This window comes from Streptomyces sp. NPDC091292 (genome assembly GCF_044757265.1).
Classification (GTDB): Bacteria; Actinomycetota; Actinomycetes; order Streptomycetales; family Streptomycetaceae; genus Streptomyces.
The window spans coordinates 1,387,514-1,409,179 of the sequence record NZ_JBIVUQ010000001.1 but is presented as its reverse complement, the minus strand read 5'-3'; the positions used below and the strand labels follow the sequence as shown (position 1 = coordinate 1,409,179).

Here is a 21,666-nt window from a genome sequence, read left to right as displayed (position 1 = left end):
CCCCCAACTCCGTTTCCCCGCACGTCACTTCTGGGAAGATGACCCGAACTTCCCGGCGACGAGAGGGACCGCAGGCGTGGAACCGGTACCGGACGGGCCGCCGCCCGAAGGGCGCAGACGCGCCCTGCTCATCGGCGTCAAGGACACCCCGTATCTGGCCCGGCACCCCGAACTCGCCGCGCGCTATCCCCGGCTCGACTTCGCGGAGTGCGACGTCTCGCTGATCCGGACCGCGCTGGGGCACTCGGACTACACGGTCGACGTCGAGCACGAGGACACCGGGGGCGGCCCGCTGGCCGGCCGGGTGAGCGAGTTCCTGGCGTCCTGCGAACCCGGCGACACCGCGTTCCTCTACTTCTCCTGCCACGGCGAGACGGTGAACGGGCGCGACCACCTGGTGCTCTCCGACAGCCAGCCCGGCCGCCCCGCACCCGACGGCAGCCGCGGCCTTCTCGCGAAGTCCCTCCTTAGGGCGGATCCGAGTGGACTCCTCGACGCCCTGCCACCGGGCGTCACGGCCGTGGTCTGTCTCGACACCTGCCGTACGACGAGTCCGGAGCCCGATCGGTCCCCGGACGGCGTCTGGTCGCGCAAGCACGACGCGTACTGGCTCTACAGTTGCGGCGCCGGACAGCGGTCGTACGCCGACCCGGTGGAGGGAAGCTGGTTCGCCCGCGCCCTGGCCAAGGCGCTGTCGCCGGGGTCGCCGCCGACGACGTTCCACGAGGTCGCCCAGTACACGCAGGGCGAACTGCTGCGCATCGCGGACCAGAACCCCGAGGTCGAGCCGCCCGGCGTGGACACCGTGCTGCCCGTGCCGGCACAGCAGGAGGAACACCGCGACCCTCTCCTGTGCGAAGGCTCACGGCAGACCCTCGACTGGACTCGGACCATCCGCGAGTCGGGGCTGTGGGACCACACGTCCGGCACCCCGGCCGCGCACGAACGCGTCAAGGACCGTCTGACCGAGCTGGTGCACTGGATCGCCGACAGTTGTGTCGGCACCGGAGGACACCGTGACGACCCGTGGGCCGACGCGCTGTATCCCGCCCGGGTGGAGACCCGGCTCACCGATCTGGTGACACGGGCGGCGCCACAGGGCGACGAGCGGCTTTCGCCCGCCGAGACGGCGTGCCTGCTGTCGGCGGCGATCGTGCACGAAGGCATCGTCGCCATCGCCCTGGACGAACTCCGCACGCTGCTGCCGGGACGGCTCGACCCGGGTCCGCGCGGCCGGGACGAACGCGAGGGGGACCACTCCTGGCTGGTCCGCAACGCGGCACGTGACGTGTGCCGCGCGCACTCCCTCGTCCTGCGCGCCCTCGACACCTTGCGAGTGCGGTCCCTCACCGACGCCACGACCGCGGCCGACCACTGGCTGCGGCACCGGTTCATCGCCGACTGGGACCGCCTGTGGGAACGCACCGGCGACTATCCGCTGGTCGACGAGGTGATCAACCTCGTGGTGCGGGCGATCGAAGCGGCGGCCGACGACCCGGCGGCCGGACCGCGCACCCAGGAGACCCGGCGCAACATCGACAGCCAGGTCCGCCAGGTGCTCGGACACCTCACGGTCAAGCCCGGCCGCAGCCCTCGTATCGACGACCCAGAGCACGGCGACGACACCTGGACCAAGTACCCCCCGGTGCGCGGCAACCAGTGGCGCGGACAGCAGCTCGCGAAACTGCTGTGGACGGCCGGGCTGCTCGCCGCCGACCCGCGCCGGCTCTCCAGCGTCCTCGTCGACCACCTCGGCGCGCACGAACCGCTCCGCGCGACGGACGTCGTGGGCGCGCTCGGCGCGGAGCTCGACTACGACGACACCGCGGGCCGCGCCCGGGACGCGTACGGTCTCGCCGTCCGGTTCACCTGCCCCCACCCCGCGCTGCACGCGGCCGTCGAGGAACTGGCGCTCCAGGCCGACGCGACGGTACGGCAGTTCCGCGAGCCCGCGGTGAACGATGCGCTGCTGCGGGGGCTGCCCGACCGGGTGACGACGGAGCAACTGCGGGCGCTGCCCGGCCGGTACAAGGAGCCGCTGGAGCGCTTCCGGCTCGCCGAGGACGAGATCCGCCCGCTGCTGATGGGCACCCAGTTGTACGGGGACCGGATGCTCGCGGTGCGGGAGCTGTACCAGAACGCGCTCGACGCGTGCCGGTACCGCGACATGCAGCGGAAGTATGGCGGCGACCGGTCCTCCGGGACGCAGGGAGAGATCCACCTCACCCAGGGCTCGCACCAGGGCCGGCCCTACATCGAGTGCGAGGACAACGGCTCCGGCATGACCCGGACCAGGCTCACCACGATGTTCGCGCGGGCCGGGAAACGCTACGAACAGGACCCGGAGTTCGTCCTGGAGCGGCGCAACTGGCGGCGCCGGGGCCTGGTGGACCGGCAGATGAACTCCCGTTTCGGCATCGGCGTGTTCAGCTACTTCATGCTCGCGGAGGAGGTCGTGGTGTGGACGCACGCCGTCGACCAGAACGGCCGGGCGGGCAAGGAGCCGCCGCTGCGGGCCGACATCCAGTCGGGTTCCGGGCTGCTCCAGATCAACCAGTGCCGCGACTCCGAGGTCCCCAAGGACGGCGGGACGCGGGTGCGGCTGTATCTGGCGGAGCCCCGCGAGGGCGAGAAACGGCCGTCTCTGGTGGAGACACTGCGATCCCTTTTGTGGGTGACCGAACATCCCGTGCATGCCGTGGAGTTGAACGAGGACGAGCGGGTGCTGCGGGAGTTCGCATGGAAACCCGACGTACTGAAGCACCGGGACGGGTGGCACGGGGAGCCCGTGCCCCTGGGCCATGACGCGTGGCTGGTGCAGGGCGAGGGACAGTTCCTCCTCGACGGGGTCGCCATCCCGAAGGGGCCGGAGGTGTACGGACGGGTGATCAACCTCCGCGAGCGGCACAGCCCGGTCCCGAGCGTGGACCGCAACCAGCTTCTGAAGTACGACAAGGATCTGGTCCTCCACGAACTCCTGGAGTTCGTGGAGGACGCGGCGCGACGCATGTCCGAGGTGTCCCTGCGCTGGCTGTGGCGGCTGGCCGAAGAAGCACCCCGCGTCGCCGTGGGCCTGCTGAAGGCTCTGCCCGAACGGACCGTCGCGGTGCTCGGCTACGAGGAAGGAGAGCATTGGGGACTGGGGCGGCTGGAACTCGCCACCGTGGGGTGCCTCCCCTACGACGCACAGGTGCTGCACTCCTCGCACCGCACGCTCCTGCTGGGCCGCGGCCGGCGTGCGGAGGGCGCGCTGTTGACGAGCTGGCGGTTCACCAGGCTGGGTATCCAGCAGGGGCATGAGGACTTCGCGCCCGAGGGATATCCGGCGCCCAGCGGTCTCGACGCCCTGCTGTACCTCACAGGTACCCCCGCCGGGTGGGTCGCGGTGCTCCAGGCGTCCGCCCAGGCAGAGGTGTCCGTGCGGAAAGCATTGCAGGCCATACGCCGCCATGCGATCACTGGCGTCGTGGTGCCGGAGGTGCGGGACATCCGGTCCCTGGACGGGCACACGGTCGATCGGCCGGCCGCCGACTTGTACGCCGCCTACGCGGATCTCGCCGAAGACGCTCGCTCCGCCCCGGCGGGCGGCACTCCGCCGTTGCGGAGCCAGGACACCGGATGGACCAGGGAACGGACGCCCGCGGTGCACGCACCTCTGCCGCTGGTGTCCGCCCTGCACAACCTGACGTTGGGGCGAGCCGCCGAACTCCTGGGCCGTCTGAGGGTGTGGGACCCCGCACTGCCGCCCCCTCCGGAACTCGACCCCGCACTCGCCGCCGAGAAGATGACAACGGGCGAGGTCGAACGGTTGGTGGTCAAGAAGGGGCAGCGGGCTCCCTGGAACTCCGGTGGTGTGTGGCGCGCCGGAGCCGTGGGCCCCGTCGACCTCCTCAGCAGGGCGGAACCGCCGTTCTCACTCAGTGAACTGGCCCTGCGCATCGAGCGGTTGGCGCCGTTCGGTCTGACGCTCGACGCTCCTCCCACGCCTGCCGCGCTTGAGGCCGGGGGGCTCACGGACGAAGAGCGGGTGATGCTCTCCGCGGATGGGGACCGTGAAGCGCCCTGGCTGGAGGGCGAACTCCCCGTGCCGTTGTTCCTCACCATGTCCCAGCGGCTCAAAGCCCGAGTCGGTGACCTGGCCGCGCGGATGAACGCCACCTCGCGGATCACCGGGGTCCGCGCTCCCGAGATTCCGGAGACGGCCGTGGCCTGGTCCGTGCCCGACTGGATCCCCGTCACCTCGTCCGCCCCGCGTCAGCGGCTGATGCCCTGGGAGTTGACCGGTGCCGCGAGCCGCCGCGCCCGCAACCAGGACCGGGACGGCCTCGCCCAGGACCTCCGGCATCTGGACGCCTTCGGGGTGATCGACTGGCGCGGGACGGACGCCGACGCCGTCGCGGCACAGATCACCCTGCCGCACCGGCTGCTGGTCCCGTTCCCGCACGGCATCCCCCTCACCGACGACGTCTACCCGCAATTCGGCGGCGACCTGGACCGCGACGGCATCACACCCGCGTACGTCATGCTCCTCGCCGCCCGGGACGACACCCGTCTGGGCCGTGTCGTGGATCAGTTGGCCGGTCTGTCCACGGCGCTGCCTCTCACTTTCACGGAGCTGCCGCCCGAGATCCGTCCCCTGCGCCCTTCCGCGTCCGATCTGGTCGCCCTGACGTCCGCGCCCGCCGGCTCGCGGCCCATTCGCTTCAAGTCCGCACTCTCCCTCTCCGATCTCTTGGAGCACGCCGATTCCACCAGGAACTCTCTCGCCGCCACCGTCACCCGCCTCGCCCGGTTCACCCCGCTCGGCGCCGCCGCCCCGCCCGGCGACTTCACCGGCCCCGACGCCGAGGCCCTGGAGGACTTCCACCCCGACCGGTTCGACCACGCGGCGTTCGACAAGGGGCTGCTCGGGCCCGGTCGGCTCGGCGCGCTCGAACTGGTGCTGGTGGCCGGGCGGTTCGGGTGGAGCCTGGGGCGTACGTACGAGCGCTATGCCCCCTTCCGGTGTCTCGGGCTCGACGTCGAGGTACGGGCGCCGAAGGCGGAGGACGAGAGCGAACTCGTCCCCGACTGGCGGGACGTCATCCTGCTCACCGAGCGGCTGACCGGCCGGGCCCCCGCCCTGTCGGGGCAGGTCGATCCGGACCACATCGCACTGTGCGCGGAGGAGACCGACCTCGACGAGGACGCCGTCCACGACCGGCTCACCCGCTACGCCGACCTGTTCGGGCTGAAGCTTCCGGACCGCCCCGCAAAGGAGACCGACCAGCCGTGAGTGCGCCCGTCGCCTATCGCACCGTCCGTCACGAGCCCGTACTGACCTTCCAGTGGGAGGACCTGTCGGACGAGGACCTCGTCCAGTACCGCGCCACGGGAGCGTGCCCGGTCTGCGGGTGCCCCATGACGCACGTCTACGGATTCGGGCAGCCCCTCGTCGGCAAGGGAGGGTTCCTGGGCCGCCGCGAGGACCCGGGTCGCGGTGTCTACCACACGCGGTGCCGGTGCGAGAGCCTGCACATGCCCCGGCCTGCCGATGTGCCATCCGGCTGCGGCGCATGGCTGAGGATCGCCGCTCCGCCCGCCGGCTTCACGGCGAACGGCGGGGGCACACCGTGACCTTCACCGATGAGCAACTGCGGGACGCCGACCGCCGGGGCGACGCCCTGCTCGACCCGCATCAGCAACTGCGCCTCGCGCTTCAGCAGGCGGAGGGCTACCGCACCTTCCTGTCGTCGCTGACGGGCCTGCTCACGGCGGTGTTCGTCCTCAAGGGGCAGGAGAATCTGAGCAAGCTGCCCGACGGTCCGCGGTGGACGGTGGTCGCGCTGCTCGCCGCCGGGTTCCTGGCGCTGATCGCCGCGTCCTGGCTGAGCGTCACCGCGGCGCACGGCCGACCCGGCGTCCAGGTCAGCTCGGAGCCGGAGCGCCTGCTGCGGTACGAGGTGCGGCGCACCCGGACCATCTGGCGGCTGGTGGAGTGGGCGCGGTGGCTGGCGCTCGCCGGGGTGGTGTCCGTGGCCGGCGCGGTGATCGTCACCTGGGTCGCTCCCGGAAGGTGACACGTCACGGCGCCTGCCAAGTCGTCCGGTCGGGGACAGGGAGGCAGGCGCCGCGCTGTGTTCCGTACGCCTTTGTACGGGACGTTCATGAGGGACCGTCAGGTCCGGTTGTCCGTTACGCGTTGTCCGGTCAGACCGTCAAGGCGCGGTCCGTGGGGCGGATCGGGGACGGCAGGTCGCTGGCCCCGGTGAGGAAGCGGTCCACGCCGCGCGCCGCGGAGCGGCCCTCGGCGATGGCCCACACGATGAGGGACTGGCCTCGTCCCGCGTCACCGGCGACGAAGACACCGGGGACATTGGTGTGGAAGTCGCCGTCGCGGGCGATGTTCCCGCGCGCGTCCAGTGCGAGGCCGAACTGCGCGACCAGACCGTTCTCCTGGTCGGTGCCGGTGAAGCCCATGGCGAGGGTGACGAGCTGCGCGGGGATCTTCCGCTCGGTGCCCGGCTTCTGTGTGAGCTTGCCGTCGGTGAACTCGACCTCGACGAGGTGCAGGAACTGGACGTTGCCGTCCTCGTCGCCCTCGAAGTGGGTGGTCGACACGGAGTAGACGCGCTCGCCGCCCTCCTCGTGCGCCGATGTCACCTTGTAGAGCATCGGGAACGTCGGCCAGGGCTGGCCCGGCGCCCGGTCGTCACCGGGGCGCGGCATGATCTCCAGCTGGGTGACCGAGGCGGCGCCCTGACGGTGGGCGGTGCCCACGCAGTCCGCGCCGGTGTCGCCGCCGCCGATGACGACGACGTGCTTGCCCCGGGCGGTGAGCGGGGGCGCCACGTAGTCACCCTCCTGCACCTTGTTGGCGAGCGGCAGATACTCCATGGCGAAGTGGATGCCGTTCAGATCGCGGCCCGGCACCGGCAGGTCGCGCGAGACGGTGGCACCGGCCGCGACGACCACCGCGTCGTAGCGCTTGCGGAGCTTCGCGGCGTCGATGTCACGGCCGATCTCCACACCCGTACGGAACTTGGTGCCCTCCGCGCGCATCTGCTCGATGCGCCGGTTGATGTGCCGCTTCTCCATCTTGAACTCGGGGATGCCGTAGCGCAGCAGGCCGCCGATGCGGTCGGCGCGCTCGTAGACGGCGACGGTGTGGCCCGCCCGGGTGAGCTGCTGGGCGGCGGCGAGGCCCGCGGGGCCCGAGCCGACCACGGCGACGGTCTTGCCGGACAGCCGCTCGGGGGCCTGCGCGGCGACGCTGCCGCTCTCCCAGGCCTTGTCGATGATGGCGACCTCGACGTTCTTGATGGTCACGGCCGGCTGGTTGATGCCGAGGACGCACGCCGACTCGCAGGGCGCGGGGCACAGCCGCCCGGTGAACTCGGGGAAGTTGTTGGTGGCGTGCAGCCGCTCGGACGCGGCGCTCCAGTCCTCGCGGTACGCGAAGTCGTTCCACTCGGGGATCAGGTTCCCCAGCGGACAGCCGTTGTGGCAGAACGGGATGCCGCAGTCCATGCAGCGCCCGGCCTGCTTGCTGATGATCGGCAGCAGGGAGCCGGGGACGTAGACCTCGTTCCAGTCGCGTACGCGCTCGTCGACCGGGCGGGTCCTGGCGACCTCACGGCCGTGGTTCAGGAAGCCCTTGGGATCAGCCATTGGTCGCCGCCTCCATCATCTTCTCGGTGATCTCGGACTCGGAGAGTCCGGCTCGCTCGGCGGCGTCCTTGGCGGCGAGCACGGCCTTGTACGTACTGGGGATGATCTTGGTGAAGCGGTCCACCGCGGTGTCCCACTCGGCGAGGAGCTTCTCGGCGACCGTGGAGCCGGTCTCCTCCTGGTGGCGGCGCACCACGTCGTGCAGCCACTGCTTGTCGGTGTCGTCCAGGGGTTCGATCGCGGCGAGGTTGCCCGCGTTGACGTGGTCCCGGTCGAGGTCGACGACGTAGGCGATGCCGCCGGACATGCCGGCCGCGAAGTTGCGTCCGGTCTCGCCGAGTACGACGGCGTGCCCGCCGGTCATGTACTCGCAGCCGTGGTCGCCGACGCCTTCCGCGACGACGGTGGCCCCGGAGTTGCGGACGCAGAACCGCTCACCGGTCCGGCCGCGCAGGAACAGCTCACCGCCGGTCGCCCCGTACGCGATGGTGTTGCCCGCGATGGTGGAGAACTCGGCGAGGTGGTCGGCGCCCCGGTCCGGGCGGACCACGATCCGGCCGCCGGACAGGCCCTTGCCGACGTAGTCGTTGGCGTCGCCCTCCAGGCGCAGGGTCACGCCGCGCGGCACGAACGCGCCGAACGACTGGCCCGCCGAGCCGGTGAAGGTGATGTCGATGGTGTCCTCGGGCAGACCGGCGCCGCCGAACTTCTTCGTCACCTCGTGGCCGAGCATGGTGCCGACCGTGCGGTTGATGTTGCGGATGGCGACCTGGGCGCGTACGGGCTGCGCGTCGGCCTGGGCGTTCGCGGCGAGCGCGTCGGCGGCGAGCTTGATCAGCTCGTTGTCGAGGGCCTTCTCCAGGCCGTGGTCCTGTGCGACGACCTGGTGGCGTACGGCGCCCTCGGGCAGTGCGGGGACGTGGAACAGCGGTGCCAGGTCGAGGCCCTGGGCCTTCCAGTGCTCTATGGCGCGGGCCACGTCGAGGTGTTCGGCGTGTCCGACGGCTTCCTTCAGGGTGCGGAAGCCCAGCTCGGCGAGGATTTCGCGGACCTCTTCGGCGATGAACTCGAAGAAGTTGACGACGAACTCGGCCTTGCCCGCGAACCGCTCCCGCAGCACCGGGTTCTGTGTGGCGATGCCGACCGGGCAGGTGTCGAGGTGGCAGACGCGCATCATGACGCAGCCGGAGACGACGAGCGGCGCGGTCGCGAAACCGAACTCCTCGGCGCCGAGCAGCGCGGCGATGACGACGTCGCGGCCCGTCTTGAGCTGGCCGTCGGTCTGGACGACGATCCGGTCCCGCAACCCGTTGAGCAGCAGGGTCTGCTGGGTCTCGGCGAGGCCCAGCTCCCAGGGGCCGCCCGCGTGCTTGAGCGAGGTGAGCGGCGAGGCGCCCGTACCGCCGTCGTGTCCGGAGATGAGGACGACGTCCGCGTGGGCCTTGGAGACGCCCGCGGCGACCGTGCCGACGCCGACCTCGGAGACCAGCTTGACGTGGATGCGGGCCTGAGGGTTGGCGTTCTTCAGGTCGTGGATGAGCTGGGCGAGGTCTTCGATGGAGTAGATGTCGTGGTGCGGCGGCGGCGAGATGAGCCCCACGCCCGGCGTCGAGTGCCGGGTCTTCGCCACCCACGGGTACACCTTGTGGCCGGGCAGCTGGCCGCCTTCGCCGGGCTTGGCGCCCTGGGCCATCTTGATCTGGATGTCGTCGGCGTTGACGAGGTATTCGCTGGTCACGCCGAAGCGGCCGGAGGCGACCTGCTTGATGCTGGAGCGGCGCGCCGGGTCGTAGAGCCGGTCGGCGTCCTCACCGCCCTCGCCGGTGTTGGACTTGGCGCCCAGCTGGTTCATGGCGATGGCAAGGGTCTCGTGGGCCTCGCGCGAGATGGAGCCGTACGACATGGCGCCGGTGGAGAACCGCTTGACGATCTCGGAGACCGGCTCGACCTCGTCCAGCGGGACGGACGGCCGGTCGCTGGCGAAGCCGAACAGGCCGCGCAGGGTCATCAGCCGCTCGGACTGCTCGTTCACCCGGCTCGTGTACTGCTTGAAGATGTCGTAGCGGCGGCTGCGCGTGGCGTGCTGGAGCCGGAAGACGGTCTCCGGGTCGAAGAGGTGCGGCTCGCCCTCGCGGCGCCACTGGTACTCGCCGCCGATGTCGAGGGCGCGGTGCGCGGGCGCGATGCCGGACGCGGGGTACGCCTTGGCGTGCCGGGCGGCGACCTCGCGGGCGATGACGTCGATACCGACGCCGCCGATCTTCGTGGCGGTGCCGTTGAAGTACTTCTCGACGAAGCCCTCGTCGAGTCCGACGGCCTCGAAGACCTGGGCGCCGCGGTAGGACGCGACGGTCGAGATGCCCATCTTGGACATGACCTTGAGTACGCCCTTGCCGAGGGCGTGGATCAGGTTGCGGATGGCGGTCTCGGACTCGGTGCCGGGCAGGAAGGTGCCGGCCCGGACCAGGTCCTCGACGGACTCCATCGCGAGGTACGGGTTGACGGCGGCGGCGCCGAAGCCGATGAGCAGCGCGACATGGTGGACCTCGCGGACATCGCCCGCCTCCACGACCAGGCCCACATGGGTGCGCTGCTTGGTGCGGATGAGGTGGTGGTGCACGGCGGCGGTGAGCAGCAGCGACGGGATCGGCGCGTGCTCGGCGTCGGAGTGCCGGTCGGACAGGACGACGAGCCGGGCGCCGGCCTCGATGGCCGCGTCGGCCTCGCCGCAGATCTCCTCGATCCGGGCGGCGAGCGCGTCGCCGCCGCCGGAGACCCGGTAGAGACCGGAGAGGGTCACGGCCTTCATGCCCGGCATGTCGCCGTCGGCGTTGATGTGGATGAGCTTGGCCAGCTCGTCGTTGTCGATCACCGGGAAGGGGAGCGTGACGCTGCGACAGGACGCGGCGCTGGGGTCCAGAAGGTTGCCCTGCGGGCCGAGCGAGGACCGCAGCGACGTGACGAGTTCCTCGCGGATGGCGTCCAGCGGCGGGTTGGTGACCTGCGCGAACAGCTGCGTGAAGTAGTCGAAGAGCAGCCGGGGGCGGGAGGACAGGGCCGCGATCGGGGTGTCCGTGCCCATCGAGCCGATCGGCTCGGCGCCGGCCTTGGCCATCGGCGCGACGAGGACGCGCAGCTCCTCCTCGGTGTAGCCGAAGGTCTGCTGCCGGCGGGTGACCGAGGCGTGGGTGTGCACGATGTGCTCCCGCTCGGGCAGGTCCTCCAGCTCGATCTCTCCGGCCTCCAACCAGTCCTGGTACGGCTGTTCGGCGGCGAGCGCTTCCTTGATCTCGTCGTCCTCGATGATGCGGTGCTCGGCGGTGTCGACGAGGAACATCCGGCCGGGCTGGAGGCGGCCCTTGCGGACGACCTTGGCGGGGTCGATGTCGAGGACGCCGACCTCGGAGCCGAGGACGACGAGGCCGTCGTCGGTGACCCAGTAGCGCCCGGGGCGCAGGCCGTTGCGGTCGAGGACGGCGCCGACCTGGGTGCCGTCGGTGAAGGTGACGCAGGCGGGGCCGTCCCAGGGCTCCATCAGCGTGGCGTGGAACTGGTAGAAGGCGCGGCGGGCCGGGTCCATGGAGGCGTGGTTCTCCCAGGCCTCGGGGATCATCATCAGCACGCTGTGCGGCAGGGAGCGCCCGCCGAGGTGGAGCAGCTCCAGGACCTCGTCGAAGGTGGCCGAGTCCGACGCGTCGGGCGTACAGACGGGGTACGTGCGCTCCAGGGCGTCCTGGGTGCCGAACAGGTCGGAGGCGAGCTGCGACTCGCGGGCCCGCATCCAGTTCCGGTTGCCCTTGACGGTGTTGATCTCACCGTTGTGCGCGACGAAGCGATACGGGTGGGCGAGCGGCCAGCTCGGGAAGGTGTTCGTGGAGAACCGGGAGTGCACCAGGGCGATGGCGCTCGCGAAGCGGCGGTCCGACAGGTCGGGGAAGAAGGGCTCCAGCTGGCCGGTGGTCAGCATGCCCTTGTAGACGAGGGTGCGCGAGGACAGCGAGGGGAAGTACACCCCGGCCTCACGCTCGGCGCGCTTGCGCAGTACGAAGACCTTGCGGTCCAGGTCGATGCCGGTGCTGCGGCCGTCGGTGACGAAGAGCTGCCGGAAGGCGGGCATCGTGGAACGGGCCGTGGCGCCGAGGAGTCCGGGGGCGACGGGGACCTCGCGCCAGCCGAGGACCGTCAGCTCTTCCTCATGGGCCAGCGTCTCGATGCGTGAGACGGCGTCGGCCGTGCCGTCCAGGGGCAGGAAGGCGGTGCCCACGGCGTACGCGCCGGCCTCGGGCAGATCGAATCCGGCCACCTCGCGGAGGAACGCGTCGGGGACCTGGGAGAGGATTCCGGCACCGTCGCCGGAATCGGGTTCGGAGCCGGTGGCGCCGCGGTGCTCCAGGTTCCGCAGAACCGTGAGCCCCTGCTCGACCAGCGTGTGGCTCGCCTCGCCGGTGAGGGTGGCCACGAAGCCGACGCCGCAGGCGTCGTGCTCGTTGCGCGGGTCGTACATCCCCTGCGCGGCAGGGCGAGCATCCATGTATGACCAGTTCTGGCCGGTCATGGAGTGCTGGGACGGCTGGCGCGGCGTACGCATCGGCTCTCCCGTCGTCGTCGGTGGCATATAGCAGGTGCCGAGGGACGACGTTGGCCCTCTGCGAGAAATTTCGTGCAGGTTACATGATGGAATGGTTCTCGGAAAGTGGATACTTCATTCCAGCATGCGGACACTGCGGGTGCGGTCGCAGTGTGGTCGCTGTGCGGTCGCGGCGCGGTCGCATGGGGGGTGGCGGTGCGACGGCGGTGCGGTGACGGCGGTGACGGCGGTGGTGGTGCCGTGGGTGACGGCGGAGCCCAGGGGCCTACGGATCACTTTCGGGGACCGTGACGGACAGATCGATGACCGCTGGTCCGGGGTACTGCGAGATGACGGAGCAGGCGTCATTGCCCACGGCGCTTACGGCTCATGCCCCGCCGTCAAGGACTCGAAACCGCCCCGTAACAGCTACCTATACGGTCCCTCGTATAGGTGAGCACCCGGAGAGAGCCGGAATGGGGCGAACGGTGTGGCGGGTCACCCTAGCGCCGTACCGAACAGCGTGCCCAGGGCGTACGTCACACCGGCCGCCGCGCCGCCCAGGGCGAGCTGCCGCAGTCCGCTGTACCACCAGGACCGCGCGGTCACCTTGGCCACGACGGCGCCGCAGGCGAAGAGTCCGGCGAGGGCGAGGAGCACGGCGGGCCACATGCTGGTCGCGCCGAGCAGATAGGGCAGGACCGGGAGCAGGGCGCCCAGCGCGAAGGAGCCGAACGACGACACGGCGGCCACGGTCGGCGAGGGCAGGTCGCCCGGGTCGATGCCCAGTTCCTCGCGGGCGTGTATCTCCAGCGCCTGTTCCGGGTCCTTGGACAGTTGCCGGGCGACCTCGCGGGCCAGCTCGGGCTCGACGCCGCGCGCCGCGTACAGCTCGGCGAGTTCCTGCTCCTCGTCCTTGGGGTGCTTCTTCAGCTCGCGGCGCTCGACGTCCAGCTCGGCCTCGACGAGTTCGCGCTGCGAGGCGACGGAGGTGTACTCGCCGGCCGCCATCGAGAAGGCGCCGGCGGCCAGGCCCGCGAGGCCGGTGATGACGAGGGTCTGCTGCGAGACGGCTCCGCCGGCGACACCGGTCATCAGGGCGAGGTTGGACACGAGTCCGTCCATGGCGCCGAAGACGGCGGGGCGCAGCCAGCCGCCGTTGACATCGCGGTGCGTGTGATTGTCACGATGCGCCGCGTGCAGGCTCGCCTCGGTGTCGATGATCGCCATGACTCTCCGTACTCCTCACTCCAGCGCCCGCTTTCGCGGAACACCGTCGAACCTACGCACGAAAAACCCCTCCCGCCAGCAAGGAAGGCCGTACTTACCAGCGCCCCTCGCGGGACCCCGCTCACCACCGGGCAGGGTCAGTGGCCCTGCGGACCGGCCCGAACACCGCCGGGCGGGTGGGGGGTGGTTACTCGCCGTCGCGGCGGATCTTGGGGGCCGAGCCCCCACCTGAGCCACCCGCTCCGAGGGGCGCGGATCCGGGTCGGAGAACGGGGCAAAGGAGCGCAGCCCCTGGAACCGAGAGCGGGCGAAGGGGCGCAGCCCCCTCAAACTCCGCCGCGACGGCGAACAACCACGACGGCGCAAACCGGCGGCGCCAAGCCACCCGAACGACCGGGACTCAAGGGCGCAGCCCTTGGAAGCGAGGCGGGTCCGAGAGGCGCAGCCCCTGGAACCGAGAGCGGGGCGAAGGGGCGCAGCCCCCTCAAACCCCGCCGCGACGGCGAACAACCACGACGGCGCAAACCGGCGGTGCCGAGCCGCCCGAACGACCGGGACTCAAGGGCGCAGCCCTTGGAAGCGAGGCGGGTCCGAGGGGCGCAGCCCCTGGAACCGAGAGCGGGCGAAGGGGCGCAGCCCCTTCACAACCCCGCCGCGACGGCGAGCAACCACGACGGCGCAAACCGGCGGTGCCGAGCCGCCCAGAAGGCCGGGTCCCGAGGGCGCAGCCCTTGGATCCGGGAGCAGGGCGGAGGGGCGCAGCCCCACAACCCCGCCGCGACGGCGAGGCAACCCCCACGGCGCAAACCGGCGGAGCCAATGCTCATCCGAACACACCCCCGCACATATGTCGAAGGGGTGACACTCCCCCCCGCCAAGGTCCAGCGACAGCGCAACGTGGGACAGATCCAGGAAGCAGACCCGGCCTCGGTAAGGCGGCACTTCCATGGCGTCCACTGCCCGCACACCCTCGATCCCGGCGCCCCCGGACGCCCGCGAACGGGCCCGAGGCGCGCTGCTCGGCCTCGCCGTCGGCGACGCGCTCGGGGCACCCGCCGAGAACATGCGGCCCTCGGAGATCCGCGCCCGCTGGGGCCGTATCACCGGATACGTGGTGGACAGCCCGGCCGGCACCGACGACACCGAGTACGCGATCTTCTCGGGCCTGCTGCTCGCCCGGCACGGCTCCGCCCTCACCGTCGCCCACGTCGAGGCGGCCTGGCACCAGTGGATCGCGGACCTGGACGAGGGCCCGTTCCGGGGCGCGGGCTTCAGCGAGCGCGGCACCCTGGAGAACCTGCGGCGCGGCCTCGCCGCCCCCATCTCGGCGCAGCACCGGCACGCCTGGAGCGACGGCCTCGCGATGCGGGCCGCGCCGTTCGGGGTGTTCGCGGCGGGCCGCCCCGCCGAGGCGGCCCGGCTCGTCGCCATCGACGGCACCGTCAGCCACGACGGCGAGGGCATCTACGGCGGCCAGGCGGTCGCGGCCGGGGTCGCCGCCGCGATGGCCGGCGCACCGCCGGTCACGGTGGTCGCGTCGGCCCTGTCGGTCATCCCCGACGACTGCTGGACGGCCCGCTCGCTGCGCCGCGCGGTCGGGGTCGCGCACCTCGGGGAGCGCGCGGTACGCCGGGCCGTGGTGATCGGCGGCTATCCGTGGACGGACCTCGCGCCGGAGGCGGTCGGCCTGGCCTTCGGCGCGTACGCGGTCGCCGACGGCGACTTCACCGATGCCGTTCTGACCGCGGTCAACATGGGCCGCGACGCGGACACCACGGCGGCCGTGGCCGGCGCGCTCGCGGGCGCGACCCGGGGCATCGCCGCGATCCCACCGGCCTGGACCACCCCCATCGGCCCCTGCCGGGGCAGTTGTCTCCCCTCGATGAAGGGCCACCACATTCTCGACATCGCGGACCTCCTGACCCCGGACGAGGACGGCCCGGCGACCCGAATCGCCCGTCACGGGGTGATCGCGTGAGCCCGGCGTACGTGGCCTCCGGACAGGGCGAACCGGAGGGCCCCGCGAACCCTCAGACCGCAGCCGAGACCCCCCTCGACACCACCACCACGGCCACAGCCACCACGGCCATCACCATCACCACCGCCACCACCCCCGCACCCCTCACCCACACCCGCCCACCCCGCCGCATCGAAGGGCTCCTCCTCGGACTGGCCGCAGGCGACGCCGCCGGATGGCCCGCCGCACGGCACCGCGCCGCGCGGATGCCCGAGTGGACCCGGCGCCTCACCCGGGAGCTGGACACCTTCGCCGAACAGAACGCGACCACCACCCTGCCCGTACCGATCGCGCTCAACCAGCCGCCCGAACCCCTCCGCCTCGGCCCGTCCGACGACGCCGAATGGGCCGTGTTCACGGCGGAGGCCGTCCTGCGCGCGGCCGGCGCCGGACCGCTGGACGACCTGAGCCGAAGCCGCCGTACCCGCTCCGCGCTCGACCTGTCCTGGACCTGCCTCGCCGCCGAGATCGCCGCCGCGGCGGACCGCGCCCCCGAGGTCGAGTCGGCCGTCCTCCCCCTGCGCGCCCGGATCTCGGTCCGCGCGGGGCTCGGCAACCTCGCCGCCGGACTGCGCCCGCCCGCCACCGGCCACGACAACCCGCACTACTTCGACGACGCCGCCTGTGTACGGGCCTGTGTGCTCGCCGTGGTCCACCCGGGCGACCCCGGACAGGCCGCGGAGCTGGCCGAGTTCGACGCTCGGTACACCCAGGACGGCGACGGAGTGCACGGCGCCCGCGCGATGGCGGCGGCCGTCGCGGCGGCGCTCGGCGGCGCGGACGTCGACACCTGTGTGAACGCGGCCCTCGCCCAGCTCCCCGAGCCCACCGAGATCGGCCGCAACGCACGGCACGCGATCCGGCTCGCCCGCGACACCGACGGCGCCTTCGCCCTCGTACCCCTCCTCGAACACCAAATCGTCGACCACGTCTACAGCTACGGCATCGCCGCCGCCGAGACCGTCCCGGTCGCCCTCGCGCTCGCCGTCGCCGCGCGGGGCCGGATCGCCGAGGCCGTGCCCGCCGCGGCCTGTCTGTCGCGGGTCGCGGACTCAGCGCCCGCACTCGCAGGAGCGCTCACCGGCGCGCTCGGCGGCGGTGACACGCTGCCCGCCACCTGGCGCGCCGCCTGCCGGACCCTGTCGGGCTGTGCGCTCCCCCGTCTGACGGGTACGGACCTCGTGGAACTCGCCGCCCACCTCACCGCCACGGAACCCACCGCACCCACCACGCCCGTACCGCCCACACCAGGAGGCTGATCCGGCATGACGCTCACCGACCCCGAGACGGACCCGGAGCCCGCGACCGGAACCCGCCACGCAGACCCCGACCTCACCGACCCGGGGCCCACCGACCCCGACCTCTCCGCCCGCATCGCCGGCGCACTCGCGGGCGCCGCCGTCGGCGACGCGCTCGGCGGCCCGGTCGAGGGCTGGACCCCCGAGCAGATCGCCGAACGGCACGGCGGCCGGGTGCGGGGCGTCGTCGGCCCCTGGCACGGCGACGACTGGCGCACCGCCCGGCCGATCGCCCCGTACCACAAGGGCGACGGACACGTCACCGACGACACCTTGATGACACACGCCCTGATCCGCGTGTACGGCAAGGTCCGTGACCACCTCGACGCGTACGCCGTCGCCGAGCACCTGGTCCCCGAGCTGATCACGAACCCGGTCTGGATCCCGGAGCTGGAGGCCGAGGCGCTGCCGCTGCAACGGATCTTCCTCGCCGAGAAGTGGCTGGTCGCACGGTTGCACTACGGGCATGTGGACCCGCGCGAGGCGGGCACCGGCAACATCGTCAACTGCGGCGCCGCGATGTACATGGCCCCCGTCGGCCTGGTCAACGCCGCGAATCCGCGCGGCGCCTACGCCGAAGCCCTCGACATGGCGGGCGCCCATCAGTCGTCGTACGGGAGGGAGGCGGCCGGTGTGTTCGCGGCGGCCGTCGCCGCGGCGTGCCGACCCGGCGCGACGGCCGAGTCCGTGGTCGACGCCTGCCTCGGCCTCGCGAAGGACGGCACGCGGACCGCGATCGAGGCGGTGTGCGAGGTCGCCGCGCGGCACGACGACTTCGAGTCCGCGCTCGGCCCGCTGCGGACCGCCGTCGCACCGTACGACACGGTCGGGCCCGACTACCGCGCCCCGTCCCTCGGCGCCCGCCGCCCGTCCCGGCTGCACGCGATCGAGGAACTGCCGATCGCGCTCGGCATGGTCCTGGTGGCCTCCGGCGACTGCCGTCAGGCGGTGCTCGGCGCCGTCAACTACGGCCGCGACTGCGACTCGATCGCCACCATGGCGGGCGCGCTCGCGGGCGCCCTGGGCTCACCGGTCCCCGAGGAGTGGACGGACACCGTCCGCACGGCCAGCCGCCTCGACCTGCACGGCCCGGCCACGACGCTCACGGAGGTCACGTACGAGATCGCGGCCCGGGACCGTGAGCGGCACCGCGCCCGGGACGAGGAGTTCGCCCACCTCACCCGGACCACCCCGGCCACCAACGCCCCCACGGACCCCCGATGACCGGCCCCGCGCGCCCGGCGGCCGACCCGCTGCGGCTCACCTGGGTGCAGCCCGAGGACCTGGTCGGGCACGAGCTGCGGCAGGCCACGCAGGACGGCCGGGACGCATCGGCGGTCGCGGCCCGCTGGCGCGCGGCGGGCGGCCCGGCGGCGCCCGACCGGGCCGGCGCGTCCCCCGTACCGGCGCCGCCGGACCTGCGGGCGCTCGCCGTCGAACTCCTAGACGAACTGGACGCGTTGCCGTGTCCTTCGGCCGCCCACGAGCCCACCGACCTCGCCGAGATCAAGGCGCTGTGCGCCCACTGGCCGGCCCCACCGGCCGACACCGGAAGAGCCGGTACCGGGGCCGGTACCGGAAGGGCCACCCCTGGAAGGGCCACCGCCGGCGGCGCCGTCCCGGTCGCCCGCCTTGAGGCCGCCTGGCTCGGCCGCGCCGTCGGCTGCCTCCTCGGCAAACCGGTCGAAAAGCTGCCGCTCGCCGGAATCCGCGCGCTCGCCGGGGTCACCGGCAACTGGCCGCTGCACACCTGGTTCACGGCGCGCGGGGTCCCCGCCGACCTCGCCCGCGCCCACCCCTGGAACCGGCGCTCCGCCACCACCTCGCTCGCCGAGAACATCGACGGCATGCCCGAGGACGACGACCTCAACTACCCCCTCCTCAATCTGCTGTTGCTGCGCCGCCACGGCCCCGGCTTCAGCACCGCGGACCTGGCCCGGCTCTGGCTCGACGAACTCCCCGCGGGCCGCACCTTCACCGCCGAGCGCATCGCGTACCGCAATCTCCTCGACGGGATCGAGCCGCCGGAGACGGCCCGCCGCCGCAATCCGTTCCGGGAGTGGATCGGCGCGCTCATCCGCGCCGATCTGCACGGCTGGACCCATCCGGGCGACCCGGCCGCCGCCGCCGCGCAGGCCCACCGCGACGCGACCCTGACCCACACCGCGAACGGGGTGTACGGGGCGATGTTCACGGCCGCCGTCATCGCCACGGCGGCGGGCGGAGCGGCGCCCGGCGCGGCGGGGCGCCCCTCCAGTGACGTGCACGCCTGTCTGCGGGCGGGGCTCGCCGTCGTCCCACCGGAGTCACGGCTCGCCCGCGCGGTGCGGCAGGGCATCCGGCTGGCCCGGCAGGAACGCGACTTCGACACCGTCGTGGACCAGCTCCACCTCCTGTACGGCGACCACCACTGGGTGCACGTCCTGCCCAACGCCGCCCTGGTCGCCGCCGCGCTCACCCACGCCGACGGCGACTTCGGCGGCTCCATCTGCCGTGCGGTGTCGGGGGGTTGGGACACCGACTCGAACGGGGCGACGGCTGGTTCGATCGCCGGTCTGATCGCCGGTCACCCCGACGCGCTGCCGTCGCGCTGGACGGCGCCGCTGAAGAACCGGCTCGCCACCTCGGTCGCGGACTTCGACGGCATCGGCTTCGACGCGCTGGCCGCCCTCACCCACGACCTCACGGCGGCGCGGCCCGCGGCCCCCGCCCCCGACGCACGCACAGGAGCCGACACCTGATGACCGACGCGACGACGACCCCGGCCACGGCCCACCGGGCTGCGCCTCGTACCGCTCCCCTCTCCGGCCTGCGCGTCCTCGACCTCGCGACCCTCTTCGCGGGACCGCTCGCCGCGACGATGCTCGGCGACTTCGGCGCCGAGGTGATCAAGGTCGAGCATCCGCGCAGGCCCGACCCGTCCCGTGGCCACGGCCCCGCGAAGGACGGCGTGGGCCTGTGGTGGAAGCTCCTCGGCCGCAACAAGCGGCCGATTACGCTCGACCTGTCGGCGGCCGGCGGACGCGCGACGCTGCTGCGCCTGGTCGCCGACGCGGACGTGGTGATCGAGAACTTCCGCCCGGGAACCCTGGAGAAATGGGACCTGGGCTGGGAGGAGCTGTCGGCCGCGAACCCGCGCCTGGTGCTCGCGCGGGTCACCGGCTTCGGCCAGTTCGGGCCGTACGCCCGCCGTCCCGGGTTCGGGACGCTCGCCGAGGCGATGAGCGGCTTCGCCGCCGCGACCGGCGAGCCGGACGGCCCACCGACACTGCCGCCGTTCGGCCTCGCCGACTCCATCGCGGGCCTGGCGACGGCGTACGCGGTGATGACGGCGCTCGCCGCCCGGGACCGCACCGGGCGCGGACAGGTCGTGGACCTCGCGATCATCGAGCCGATCCTGCTGGCGATCGGCCCGCAGACCCTCTGGTACGACCAGCTCGGCCACGTACAGCCCCGCACCGGCAACCGCTCCACGAACAACGCGCCGCGCAACCTCTACCGCACGGCGGACGGCGCCTGGGTCGCCGTGTCCACGTCGGCGCAGTCCGTCGCTGAGCGGGTGATGCGTCTGGTGGGCCGCCCGGACCTGGTCGACGAGCCGTGGTTCGCGACGGGCGCCGACCGCGCCAAGCACGCGGACGTCCTGGACGCGGCGGTCGGCGACTGGATCGCCCGGCGCACCCGCGACGACGTGGTGGCGTCGTTCGAGAAGGCGGAGGCGGCGGTGGCCCCGATCCAGGACGTACGGGACGTCATGACGGATCCGCAGTACGGGGCTCTGGACACGGTCACCACCGTGGACGACCCGGATCTCGGCCCGCTGCGGATGCAGAACGTCCTCTTCCGCCTCTCCGAGACGCCCGGTGCGATCCACTGGGCGGGCCGGGCGCATGGCGCCGACACGGACGAGGTGCTGGGCGAGCTGGGGCTCACCGGCCCGGAGATCATGGCGCTGCGCGCGGAAGGTGCCGTATGACGGACCCGAGCACGGTCGCCCGTACGCCGCTGACCTGGCTCTATGCCCCCGGGGACCGGCCTGATGTGGTGGCGAAGGCGTTGGTGGCGGGCGCCGATGTGGTGGTGATCGACCTGGAGGACGCGGTCGCCCCCGACCGCAAGGAGTACGCCCGCGCGGCCACGGCCGAACGTCTCACGGCGCCGCAGCCCCTGCCGGTACACGTCCGCGTGAACGCGGTCGACGGGCCGCTCGCCGCGGTCGATCTCGCCGCGATGGCGGGCCTGGCCGGGGTGTCGGGGCTACGGCTCCCGAAGGTGACCAGGCCCGCCCAGGTCCGCACGGTGGCCCGGCAGTACGCCCCCGTGCCCCAGGGGTGGGCCGGCGCGGACCCCCGCACCGGCGAGTGCTGCGGCCCTGGCGACGGCGCGGGCACCCCCGAGGTACCGGCGCTGCACCCCCTGCTGGAATCCGCCCTGGGCATCGAACAGGCTTTCGCCATCGCAGAGGCCCATCCGGCGGTACGGGGCCTTGCCCTCGGCGAGGCGGATCTACGGGCCGATCTGGGCGTACGCGAGGATTCGGCGCTGGACTGGGCGCGGGGCCGGGTCGTGGTGGCGGCCCGCGCGGCCGGGCTCGCGGCGCCCCCGCAGTCGGTCTTCCCCGATGTACGGGACCTGGACGGCCTGGCGGCCTCCTGCGCGCGGGGCCGTGCCCTTGGCTTCTTCGGCCGGATGGCGATCCACCCCCGCCAGCTCCCGGTGATCGCGAAGGCGTTCCTGCCGTCCGACGAGGAGGTGGCCAGGGCACGGGAGGTGCTGGCGGCGGCGGCCGGGAACGAGGGCGCCCAGGCCCTTCCCAACGGCCACTTCATCGACGCGGCCGTCGTCAGAGCGGCCCATCACACTCTGACGACGGCCGACCCGGCCTGCTGACGGATCAGCGCACG

At 72.5% G+C, this 21,666-nt stretch carries 12 protein-coding genes; 9 read left to right on the top strand and 3 right to left on the bottom strand.

The window, feature by feature from the left end; all coding sequences use genetic code 11:
- Positions 1-76 precede the first annotated feature (76 nt).
- The 3 genes from ACIQNU_RS06840 to ACIQNU_RS06830 are packed head-to-tail and all read left to right on the top strand — an operon-like array spanning position 77 to position 6,059.
- Positions 77-5,275 carry a caspase family protein gene (locus ACIQNU_RS06840; protein ID WP_401361645.1) on the top strand — a complete coding sequence of 1,733 codons (5,199 nt, stop codon included), beginning with the start codon at positions 77-79 and terminating at the stop codon, positions 5,273-5,275.
- The gene (locus tag ACIQNU_RS06835) at positions 5,272-5,616 is read left to right on the top strand and encodes a hypothetical protein (protein WP_401361643.1); all 345 of its coding nucleotides are present in this window, start codon (positions 5,272-5,274) and stop codon (positions 5,614-5,616) included. The genes ACIQNU_RS06840 and ACIQNU_RS06835 overlap by 4 nt, the downstream gene beginning before the upstream one ends.
- The gene (locus tag ACIQNU_RS06830) at positions 5,613-6,059 is read left to right on the top strand and encodes a hypothetical protein (protein WP_401361640.1); all 447 of its coding nucleotides are present in this window, start codon (positions 5,613-5,615) and stop codon (positions 6,057-6,059) included. The genes ACIQNU_RS06835 and ACIQNU_RS06830 overlap by 4 nt, the downstream gene beginning before the upstream one ends.
- 130 nt (positions 6,060-6,189) lie before the next feature.
- Here the strand turns inward: ACIQNU_RS06830 and ACIQNU_RS06825 are convergent, their stop codons facing one another.
- The 3 genes from ACIQNU_RS06825 to ACIQNU_RS06815 all read right to left on the bottom strand — a co-directional run bounded on the left by ACIQNU_RS06825 (position 6,190) and on the right by ACIQNU_RS06815 (position 13,447).
- Positions 6,190-7,650, bottom strand: coding sequence for a glutamate synthase subunit beta (locus ACIQNU_RS06825; protein WP_401361639.1), 1,461 nt, complete (start codon positions 7,648-7,650; stop codon positions 6,190-6,192).
- Positions 7,643-12,154 (bottom strand): glutamate synthase large subunit, encoded by a 4,512-nt coding sequence (gltB, locus tag ACIQNU_RS06820; protein ID WP_401362511.1) that lies wholly within the window; start codon positions 12,152-12,154, stop codon positions 7,643-7,645. Before gltB ends, ACIQNU_RS06825 begins: the two co-directional genes overlap by 8 nt.
- Positions 12,155-12,715: 561 nt before the next feature.
- Positions 12,716-13,447: a VIT1/CCC1 transporter family protein gene (locus ACIQNU_RS06815; protein ID WP_401361637.1), complete on the bottom strand. Its 732-nt coding sequence runs from the start codon at positions 13,445-13,447 to the stop codon at positions 12,716-12,718.
- A 946-nt stretch (positions 13,448-14,393) separates the two neighbouring features.
- Here ACIQNU_RS06815 and ACIQNU_RS06810 point away from each other — a divergent pair.
- The 6 genes from ACIQNU_RS06810 to ACIQNU_RS06785 all read left to right on the top strand — a co-directional run bounded on the left by ACIQNU_RS06810 (position 14,394) and on the right by ACIQNU_RS06785 (position 21,652).
- Positions 14,394-15,425, top strand: a complete 1,032-nt coding sequence (locus ACIQNU_RS06810) for an ADP-ribosylglycohydrolase family protein (RefSeq protein WP_401361635.1) — start codon at positions 14,394-14,396, stop codon at positions 15,423-15,425.
- A gap of 110 nt (positions 15,426-15,535) precedes the next feature.
- Positions 15,536-16,723, top strand: a complete 1,188-nt coding sequence (locus ACIQNU_RS06805; protein ID WP_401362509.1) for an ADP-ribosylglycohydrolase family protein — start codon at positions 15,536-15,538, stop codon at positions 16,721-16,723.
- A 6-nt stretch (positions 16,724-16,729) separates the two neighbouring features.
- Complete coding sequence (locus tag ACIQNU_RS06800; protein WP_401361633.1) at positions 16,730-17,986, top strand: ADP-ribosylglycohydrolase family protein; 1,257 nt, start codon at positions 16,730-16,732, stop codon at positions 17,984-17,986.
- The gene (locus tag ACIQNU_RS06795) at positions 17,983-19,503 is read left to right on the top strand and encodes an ADP-ribosylglycohydrolase family protein (RefSeq protein WP_401361631.1); all 1,521 of its coding nucleotides are present in this window, start codon (positions 17,983-17,985) and stop codon (positions 19,501-19,503) included. The genes ACIQNU_RS06800 and ACIQNU_RS06795 overlap by 4 nt, the downstream gene beginning before the upstream one ends.
- The gene (locus ACIQNU_RS06790; RefSeq protein WP_401361629.1) at positions 19,503-20,738 is read left to right on the top strand and encodes a CaiB/BaiF CoA transferase family protein; all 1,236 of its coding nucleotides are present in this window, start codon (positions 19,503-19,505) and stop codon (positions 20,736-20,738) included. Before ACIQNU_RS06795 ends, ACIQNU_RS06790 begins: the two co-directional genes overlap by 1 nt.
- Complete coding sequence (locus ACIQNU_RS06785; RefSeq protein WP_401361627.1) at positions 20,735-21,652, top strand: HpcH/HpaI aldolase/citrate lyase family protein; 918 nt, start codon at positions 20,735-20,737, stop codon at positions 21,650-21,652. The genes ACIQNU_RS06790 and ACIQNU_RS06785 overlap by 4 nt, the downstream gene beginning before the upstream one ends.
- The last annotated feature ends 14 nt before the right edge of the window (positions 21,653-21,666 follow it).